Here is an 8,223-nt window from a genome sequence, read left to right as displayed (position 1 = left end):
CGGCAAAAAGATAAAAGTGGTGAGTGAAGTGGCGTCGGCCATCGGACTGAAAAACGTACAAGCATCGCACCTGCGTGCCGAAGATGTTCCCGGAAAATTCGATTTTGTGGTATCGCGGGCGGTAACACAGCTCAAGGATTTTTATCCCTGGGTGCGCAACAAATTTAATAAAGCCTCCCAAAATGCCCTGCCCAACGGCATCCTCTACCTAAAAGGTGGCGACCTGGCCCAGGAAATCTACGAATCTGGCCTCAATGTGCAGCAATCCTACCTCAAAGATTATTTCGACGAGGAGTTTTTTGAGACCAAGCAGGTGGTGTATGTAAAGGGTTGAGCGATACTATTTCTAATACATTATCGCTATTTTCCCAAGTTAAAGGTAATCGGTAGCGTAAATTGCGTCCTTACCGGTTTCCCATTTTGAAAGGCAGGTATCCATTTAGGCGATAACTGCAGCACACGTATTGCTTCTTCGGCCAATGTTTTTGAAGGACTGCGTACAACAGTAAAATCGCTTAAGCTGCCATCCCGTTCCACTATAAACTGTATAAATACCTTGCCTTGCACCGAATTCTTCCAGTCTTCAGCTGGGTATCTCAAGTTAACAGCTAAAAACTGGTAAAACTTATCCAATCCGCCACGTGGTGTTGGTTCTACCGCTACAATAGTTGTATGGTACTTTTTTCGCAATTGCTCGGCATAGGCTACCGCAGCACTATCAACTTTTTTAACCGTACTGTCGGGAAACGAGGGGATGCTATCCAACACCGTTTTCTTTTGCGCGTTTGCGGCAAGGCTTAAGCTAATCAATGTAAATATTGCGGGTAATAATAGCCGGTAGTTTAGCTTACGGCTACTTTTTGGAGTTTGGGTCAGTATCATTTTAAGGTAGTAGGTAAGTTTAAAGATACATATTCTTCCCAAAAACCACAATCATTGCAGCATAAAAAAGCCGCACCCCTCAAAGCAGGTACGGCTCAATTAAAACTATATACTGGTTATTTATTGTGGACTCAGACCTACCCCAAAAGGCGATTCGGCGTTTTTATCATACAATCGATAAAAGCCAACCTTAGTAGCTTCGGTTAATGCATACGCGCCCGAACCTTTAAACCCATCATTACAATCAACACTGAATTTTATATAGGATATTTTTTTATCGTTGTCAAATTTTATCTTATCGATATTCAGGTCGATTTTCTTTTCGCGCAATTTTGTTTTGTATTCGTCCAGTTGCTCCTTCGTTGTATTTCTGTCAATATACAAAGCAATTTTATTATCGGTTATGATTAGCCCTACATTTGGGCGTACGGTCGGCGCAGGCAATCTGACGTTTGCCGCTGTATATTTTTTCATACCCAAAAGATAAACCATCACGCGTGTTGTATTGTTGGTGTAAGTTTGTATACCGTCTTGCTTTTGTGGAATACCGAAAAAAAGAACTATTGAATAATCTCCGGGTTTGGTTTTTATTTCATCCTTATATCCCTTTATGGTATTAGCTATTTCATCATCAACATCTTTGTTCAAACCTTTTGGGATATTCACGGAGGTGATATGATTATCGTTGATATTGAATACAGCCACCACCGTACCAAAGTCCTTGTTCATTTTAGCCTCTAACGAAGTAGCATGGTCAGCAATGCTTTTTTGTAGACCATAAAATTCGGGCATTGTGCCCGTTCCGCCGATGTTCGGCTCTAAAGTAAAATTCACCGGTATGGTAAACTGCACTCTTACCGGTTTGCCGTTTTGTATGCCCGGTTTCCAGTTTGCGGTTGTTTTTATCGCACGCACTGCCTCTGCCCCCAAAGTTGGCGACGGGGCACGCAATACGCGCATACTATCCAGGCTGCCATCTTTCTCCACAATAAACTGGATGATAACTTTGCCTTGTGTTCTGTTTTTACGGTCTTCTTCAGGGTAGCGTATCGCTTTTGCCAAAACATCATAAAAACCCTGCATTCCATTCGCAGGCTCAGGTTCTTTTTCCACTGCCGTAAAAACCACGTTTGGCGAATTGACATCACTGCTGCCAGGTGTTCCAACACCTTTTTCGGATATCCGTATACCTTGGTTCATCCTAACACCGTTTGCACGGTCAATCTTCGCGTCTATCCATCCCCGGGCATATTCGTTTGTGGTAATAATAATTACCCCATGCGCGCCTGCCGGGCCGTATAAGGCTGTTGCACTTTCCCCCTTTAACACCGAAATGCTTTTTATGTCCGCAGGGTTAATATCGGCCAAACCGGCAATTTCCCCTTCGCCCGGCGCTTTGGTTTTCAGCTTGCGCGTCATTGATGGGGGCAATATCCTGCCGTTAGCAACAATTAAGGGAGATTTAACGGTGTCGAGAATAGTAGTATCGTGTTTGCTTAATACAATGTCGGTTACTGTTGCATCTTTTGGTTTGGCCACCAGGGTGTCGCTTTCAATAACTCCTTTGCCGCGTGTAAGGTGGGTAGTGCTAAAGCTAAACCGGGGCACAGCTATTTCTATATGCCGTGGCAACAGATCCACCAGACCGTAACTCTTGTCGGTAAATGCCATGGTCGATATGCAAAGCAACGCGCATACCAATGGTAAAACCAGCACATATTTAAATTTAGCAGCCCTGCCCGAACGCTTGCGATAAAGCATCGTAATACGCTTTTTCAACAGGTTTTTGTTAAAGAAGGCATTGGTTAAAGTCCCTTGCGATACTCCGTACGCATTGCTGATCAAAAATTCGGCATAGTTGTCGTTGCCGCTTTCAAACTCGGCGGTATGCTGGTCGGCAATATATTCGTGTAGCTCTTTAATGCTGTTTTGCAATAAATAAACAAAAGGGTTAAACCAGTTTGCCACCTTAAGCAGTTCCAGGTAAATAATATCGAACGAATGCCTTTGGCGGATATGCACCCGCTCGTGCCGAATAATAGTTGGCGATGTTGCCAGTTTGGCATCGATAAACAGGTAACGGAAAAACGAGAAAGCTACACTATCATCTTCCACCTCAACCAACACAAAATCCTCGCCAATGCGGGTTGCATTCCGTCGTTTCAGCATCATCAACTTCGTAATCTTAACACATAAAATGATGAGCATGGCCACGGTAATGGCTGCATAAGCCATCAGGCAATAATCAAATAGGGTATAGGCTGGTGCTGCCGGTTCAGATAATTGAATGGTCTGCAAATCGCCAATAGTAATATTGGCGGGCATCACGTTTGCTACCTGTGTAATAGGTTCCTGCGGCTTTAATACCCCCAATTGTATCAATGGGATAAAAAATGCCAGCGTACTGGTTGCCAGTAAATACACACGGCTCAGCTGGTAGTACGTTTCTTTCCGCAATAAAAACCAATACAATATATAGAAGGCAGCCAGATATAGGTTGGCCTCTAACAGGTAGCGCATCCAATTCATTTTTGGTTGTTTTTAAGTTTTTGGGCCAGTTTGGTAATTTCTTCCAATTCGTTTATGCTCAGGTTTTTTTCTGTTACCAGGAAGGATACCAGGCTTTGGTACGAGTTGCTGAAATAATTGTTCATGATCTTATCAAACGCGAACTTTTTATAATTCTCCTCGCTTACGGTAGGGAAGTACACGTAAGAATTACCATAAGCCTTATGGTCGATAAAGCCCTTGGTTTCCAATACCCTGATCACGGTGGATACGGTATTGTACGCTGGTTTTGGCTCAGGCATTTGCTCCAGCACGTCTTTCACGATGGCCTCGTTCAGTTGCCACAATATGCGCATTACCTGTTCTTCGGCCCTGGTGAGTTCTTTGATCTGTTTCATTATTGTACGGGGTTATTAATTAACAAGTTAAAGTTAAAAACTATTTTATTAGTTTACAAACTATTTTTGTAGTTTTTTGATAAAAATTGAATTTTTGAAATTTAGATATTAAATATAGCTGTTCATTGCGTATAAACTTAAGGCATGTTTATTTATGTAGCAATAAATTTATATTTTCGGCAAAATCGCCTATGTCAACACTTCACCAGCTTGCTTTAACCTTTACCCGCCACATTGGCGACCATCTCACTAAAGTATTGGTAAGCTATTGCGGCAGTGCCGAAGCCGTGTTTGAGGCATCGCCAAAAAAACTGGCGCAGATACCGGGCATCGGGGCCAAGGCCATCGAGCAATTGCACTCTCCGGCAGAGGCCATGCAATTAGCTGCAGCCGAATTGGCCTTTATCGAAAAGAACGATATCAAAGTGTTGTTTTATACCGATCCCGCTTATCCTAAACGCTTAAAATCCTGCGCCGATGCCCCGGCGCTACTATACTATAAAGGTACCGCCGATTTAAATCATGCCCGTATCATCAGCATTGTGGGTACCCGCAACGCAACGGATTACGGCAAGCAATTATGCAAAGAACTGATAGAAGATCTGAAAGGTTACGATGTGTTGATTGTAAGCGGACTGGCCTATGGCATTGATATTTGCGCCCACAAAGAGAGCCTCCGTATGGATATACCTACTGTCGGCGTGTTCGCGCATGGGCTCGACCGGATCTATCCGGCGCAAAATAAGGCTGTTGCCGATAAAATGTTGACCAATGGTGGCTGGCTGACCGATTTTCCATCAGGCACCGTCCCCGATAGGGAAAACTTCCCCAAGCGCAACCGCATAGTGGCCGGCATTGCCGATGCCACGATTGTGGTAGAGGCCAATATAAAAGGCGGCGCACTTATTACCGCCGAAATTGCCAACTCGTACAACCGCGATGTTTTTGCCTTCCCCGGAAGGATAACAGACGAATACTCAACCGGATGCAACTTCCTCATCCGCAATAATAAAGCGGCTTTGCTGACCTCGGGTGCCGATTTGGCCTATATTTTAGGTTGGGAAAAACCGGATGGGAATACCAAACAAAAACCGCAGTTGAGCTTACCTATCGACCTGACAACAAACGAAAGGCTCATCTTCGAAACCATACAACAAAACGCAGGGCAATTGGGGATAGATGATTTGGCCATTAAAACTGCGTTGCCCCTTAGCCAGTTGGCCATGAACTTATTGAACCTGGAAATGCAGGGCTTTGTACGTTCGCTGCCGGGCAAAACCTACAGCATCGAACATTAATCGCCGTTTTTCGGAAAGTCGTAAAATTTAACCCGGCCCATGCCTTCGCCAGCCAATTCCCAATGGTCGGTATTAAACTCTATTACGGCTACCGCGCAGGTGGGCATATCGGCCATATCGTGCGTTAACTCGTATAGCAGGTCGCTCATGCCGGGATTGTGCCCAACTAAAGCCACAAAATCATCGTCATCGGGCAACTTGTTGATTACACGTAGCAAATCTGCGTATCGTGCATCGTAAATGGCTTCATTATACGATATTTCGGGTAAATTCAACTTTAGCGAAAAAGCCAGAGCAGTGGTTTTTGCCCTTAAGGCCGGACTCGATATAATGCGCTGCGGAATGATTGATTGTTGTAACAACCGGGCAGCCATTTGCGGCGCAGCGGCAAGCCCGCGTTCATTTAATGGCCTGTCGAAATCATCCTGGGTAGGATCGTTCCAGTCAGATTTCGCGTGACGCACTAACATCAGTTTCTTCATTTCCTTATCAACAGTTGTTTATCGTAATTGTTTTAAAAATCAAAGCCTAATCCCATCGAAAATACACGATTTTTTACACTAATAGTCCCGGAAGCCAGTGTTTGGTCGGCAGCTATGTTATTTAAGCCAAAAGCGTAGTTTACGTTAAAGGTTAAATGGTTGTTTAGTTCTAAGCCGCCCATAAAGGTAGCCCCGTATTCTACTTTCTTATAGTCTTCTGTATCGCCAAAAGTAACGGCCTGCCCCGATGTTACGTTGGTGGTCTCGTTTTGGTCGTTTCCGCTCAAGCCCCAGCCTATATAAGGCCCGGCCCCAACAGATATTTTCCCCATCCGTTTAACATTGAATCTATAAATAAAGTTTACAGGCACGTCCAGATAGGTTAAGGTTATAATGTCGGTTTGCGCGTTTTGATAAGCTTTTACCCCTTTACCCAATATACTGATGCCCGGTTCTAAATAAAAGCTATCGCCCAGATATTTATCAAAATAGCCGGTAACTTTTAACGTGGTTACCGAATTTGTCGACAATATATCCGGGTCGTTAATGCTTTGCGATGCAAAACATACCTCGCCGCGTATACCAAACTTCAGGTCCTGGCCAAACGAACAGTGATAAACTACGATAAACAATACCAGGGGAAATAGTATTTTTTTCATGTAAAACTGACAATTAATCAACCCTCTATTTTACGCATTATTTGCGAAGCTAACAACAACATTTTCAGGTATATCGTTCATGCATTTAAAATGCCCCAAAGGGCACTTATCCAACCCGAATTTTGAACAGGGCCTGCAAGCCAATTCAATGCCTATCACTTCGGCATCCTTTACCTGGTACGGCTGCACGCCCAATAACTCGGGTACCGTACTTCCCCAAATAGACGCTATCGGCACTTTAAATGCTTCGGCTATATGGGTAAGCCCGGTATCAAAACCAATCACCCGTGTTGCTTTCGACAACAAATAAACCGACTCATCTAACGTAGTTTTTCCGCAGGCATTATAAATTTTATCGCCAACAGTTAAATTTATTTCTTCGCCGTTAGCTTTTACATCGTTGCCGCCCAACAACACAACCGGCAATTCTATTTGCCCGCAAATATTGCTGATTTTCGCGTTCGGCATCCGCTTGGTAAAATGCGTGGCGCCGATGATGAATACCACATAACCTTTTTGGTGCGACGCCGGTAACAAGTCGGCCAGTTGGTACTCCTTCTTAATAAAATAATCTATCGGCTTTTCATCGTTTTTGACGCCTAAAAAAGCAACCGCCTGCATATAACGGTCGACCAAATGGGTTGCAGGCACCAGCTTAAGCCTTAATTTGAGCGACAGCCACTTGCGCACCGTATATTTCGGGAAGGTCGACGATTTTATCCCCGTCCTCAACTTGATGATGGCCGTGCGCAGGTTGTTGTGCAAATCGATGATATAGTCATACTGACCAGCCTTTATCTCATCAATGGTATCCGACAATTTGTCCTTTAGCAAGAGTACTTCATCCACATAGGGGTTGCCATCGTAAATGTATTTAAAGGCCGCTTTGGTTAAAAAATGGACCTCGCCACCCGGCAACTGCTCTTTTAAACAACGTACCACCGGCGTGGTATAAATAATGTCGCCCATTGAGCTGAAGCGTATCACCAGTATTTTGAGGCCTTTTTTCAATGCGTCGCTATTTTTGTTTTGCGGCTTGCAAAAGCCTTGTTTATCTGTTCAAAACTCAAGGCGTTGAGGCACCTTTCCTTATAAAGGCCGCCTTTGCGGGCCACCAAAACGCCATAATGCATATCCAAAAAGCCTTCCACGCGGTGCGCGTCGGGGTTAATAGACAACCAAACTCCCTTGTCTAAAGCATACTGGTGCCAGCGCCAATCCAGGTCCAAACGCAACGGGTTGGCGTTTATCTCTATCACCACATTATTGGCGGCACAGGCATCTATTACCTTTTTATAATCGATAGGGTAACCGTTACGGCTCAACAACAGCCTGCCGGTAGGGTGGCCCAAAATGGTGGTATACGGGTTTTCAATTGCCTTTATCAATCGCGCTGTCGCCTTGTCTTCGGCCATTTTCAAATTGCTGTGTACCGATGCTACTACAAAATCGAAACGCTGTAATGTCTCGTCAGGGTAATCCAGCGAACCATCATTCAGTATATCCGACTCAATGCCCTTAAAAATATGGAAACCCTCCAATTTCTTGTTCAAGCTATCTATCTCCTCATGCTGCCGCAGCACCTGTTCAATGCTCAAGCCTTTGGCGTAAAAAGCCGTCTTGCTATGGTCGCACATGCCCAGATATTCCAGTTTCAATGTATCGCGACAATACAGCGCCATTTCCTCAATGGTATTCACGCCATCGCTCCAGGTACTGTGGTTATGTAGCGTGCCTTTCAGGTCGGCGTACTCAATAAGCTTTGGCAACTCATTTTTAGCTGCTTTCGCGATGAAATCATCGTCCTCGCGCAGTTCAGGCGCCATATATTGCAGGCCGGCTTTTTGATATATTTCCTCTTCGCTGGTTGGCTTAAAGTTAAGGCCTTTTATCAAAGCCAAAACTGCCTCTACATGTTCCTTGTTGCCTGTTTTTACAAAAACCTGCTTATAATAGTCGGTGTCGGCAACAGTGATGCTCACCCTTACACCGTGTT

Annotated in this window: 8 protein-coding genes and 1 pseudogene; 2 read left to right on the top strand and 7 right to left on the bottom strand. The window is 44.4% G+C overall.

What is annotated here, in order from left to right:
* On the top strand, positions 1 to 334 hold a 334-nt coding region (locus QZX97_RS18995), incomplete at its 5' end, for an RsmG family class I SAM-dependent methyltransferase (protein ID WP_295664928.1).
* A gap of 26 nt (positions 335 to 360) precedes the next feature.
* Here the strand turns inward: QZX97_RS18995 and QZX97_RS18990 are convergent.
* The 3 genes from QZX97_RS18990 to QZX97_RS18980 form a co-directional block, all read right to left on the bottom strand.
* Complete coding sequence (locus QZX97_RS18990) at positions 361 to 882, bottom strand: energy transducer TonB (protein ID WP_295652931.1); 522 nt, start codon at positions 880 to 882, stop codon at positions 361 to 363.
* Positions 883 to 1,002: 120 nt separating this feature from the next.
* Complete coding sequence (locus QZX97_RS18985) at positions 1,003 to 3,411, bottom strand: M56 family metallopeptidase (RefSeq protein ID WP_295652932.1); 2,409 nt, start codon at positions 3,409 to 3,411, stop codon at positions 1,003 to 1,005.
* Positions 3,408 to 3,788 carry a BlaI/MecI/CopY family transcriptional regulator gene (locus QZX97_RS18980; protein WP_295652935.1) on the bottom strand — a complete coding sequence of 127 codons (381 nt, stop codon included), beginning with the start codon at positions 3,786 to 3,788 and terminating at the stop codon, positions 3,408 to 3,410. Before QZX97_RS18980 ends, QZX97_RS18985 begins: the two co-directional genes overlap by 4 nt.
* A 191-nt stretch (positions 3,789 to 3,979) precedes the next feature.
* On the opposite strand from QZX97_RS18980, the gene dprA reads away from it, so the two are divergent.
* A complete protein-coding gene (gene dprA / locus QZX97_RS18975) occupies positions 3,980 to 5,086 on the top strand; it encodes a DNA-processing protein DprA (protein WP_295652937.1) in 1,107 nt (368 codons plus the stop codon).
* Here the strand turns inward: dprA and QZX97_RS18970 are convergent.
* The 4 genes and pseudogenes from QZX97_RS18970 to QZX97_RS18955 all read right to left on the bottom strand — a co-directional run.
* Positions 5,083 to 5,568, bottom strand: a complete 486-nt coding sequence (locus QZX97_RS18970) for a histidine phosphatase family protein (protein WP_295652940.1) — start codon at positions 5,566 to 5,568, stop codon at positions 5,083 to 5,085. The two genes, dprA and QZX97_RS18970, sit on opposite strands and share 4 nt — an antisense overlap.
* Positions 5,569 to 5,600: 32 nt before the next feature.
* Positions 5,601 to 6,227: a porin family protein gene (locus tag QZX97_RS18965; protein WP_295652942.1), complete on the bottom strand. Its 627-nt coding sequence runs from the start codon at positions 6,225 to 6,227 to the stop codon at positions 5,601 to 5,603.
* 30 nt (positions 6,228 to 6,257) lie between these two features.
* Positions 6,258 to 7,238 (bottom strand): glycosyltransferase family 9 protein, encoded by a 981-nt coding sequence (locus tag QZX97_RS18960; protein ID WP_295652945.1) that lies wholly within the window; start codon positions 7,236 to 7,238, stop codon positions 6,258 to 6,260.
* Positions 7,235 to 8,223, bottom strand: a pseudogene (locus QZX97_RS18955) (DNA polymerase/3'-5' exonuclease PolX); the annotation flags it as partial. The gene QZX97_RS18960 and the pseudogene QZX97_RS18955, both read right to left, overlap by 4 nt.

The sequence above is a fragment of the uncultured Mucilaginibacter sp. genome (assembly GCF_903893715.1).
Lineage (GTDB): Bacteria > Bacteroidota > Bacteroidia > Sphingobacteriales > Sphingobacteriaceae > Mucilaginibacter.
This window is presented reverse-complemented; position numbering and strand designations above follow the sequence as displayed.

Excerpts from the sequence above, each read along its gene's own strand:
- QZX97_RS18970 (WP_295652940.1), bottom strand. The coding sequence starts at position 5,568 with ATGAAGAAACTGATGTTAGTGCGTCACGCGAAATCTGACTGGAACGAT.
- QZX97_RS18980 (WP_295652935.1), bottom strand. The coding sequence starts at position 3,788 with ATGAAACAGATCAAAGAACTCACCAGGGCCGAAGAACAGGTAATGCGC.
- QZX97_RS18990 (WP_295652931.1), bottom strand. The coding sequence starts at position 882 with ATGATACTGACCCAAACTCCAAAAAGTAGCCGTAAGCTAAACTACCGG.
- dprA (WP_295652937.1), top strand. The coding sequence starts at position 3,980 with ATGTCAACACTTCACCAGCTTGCTTTAACCTTTACCCGCCACATTGGC.
- QZX97_RS18965 (WP_295652942.1), bottom strand. The coding sequence starts at position 6,227 with ATGAAAAAAATACTATTTCCCCTGGTATTGTTTATCGTAGTTTATCAC.
- QZX97_RS18985 (WP_295652932.1), bottom strand. The coding sequence starts at position 3,411 with ATGAATTGGATGCGCTACCTGTTAGAGGCCAACCTATATCTGGCTGCC.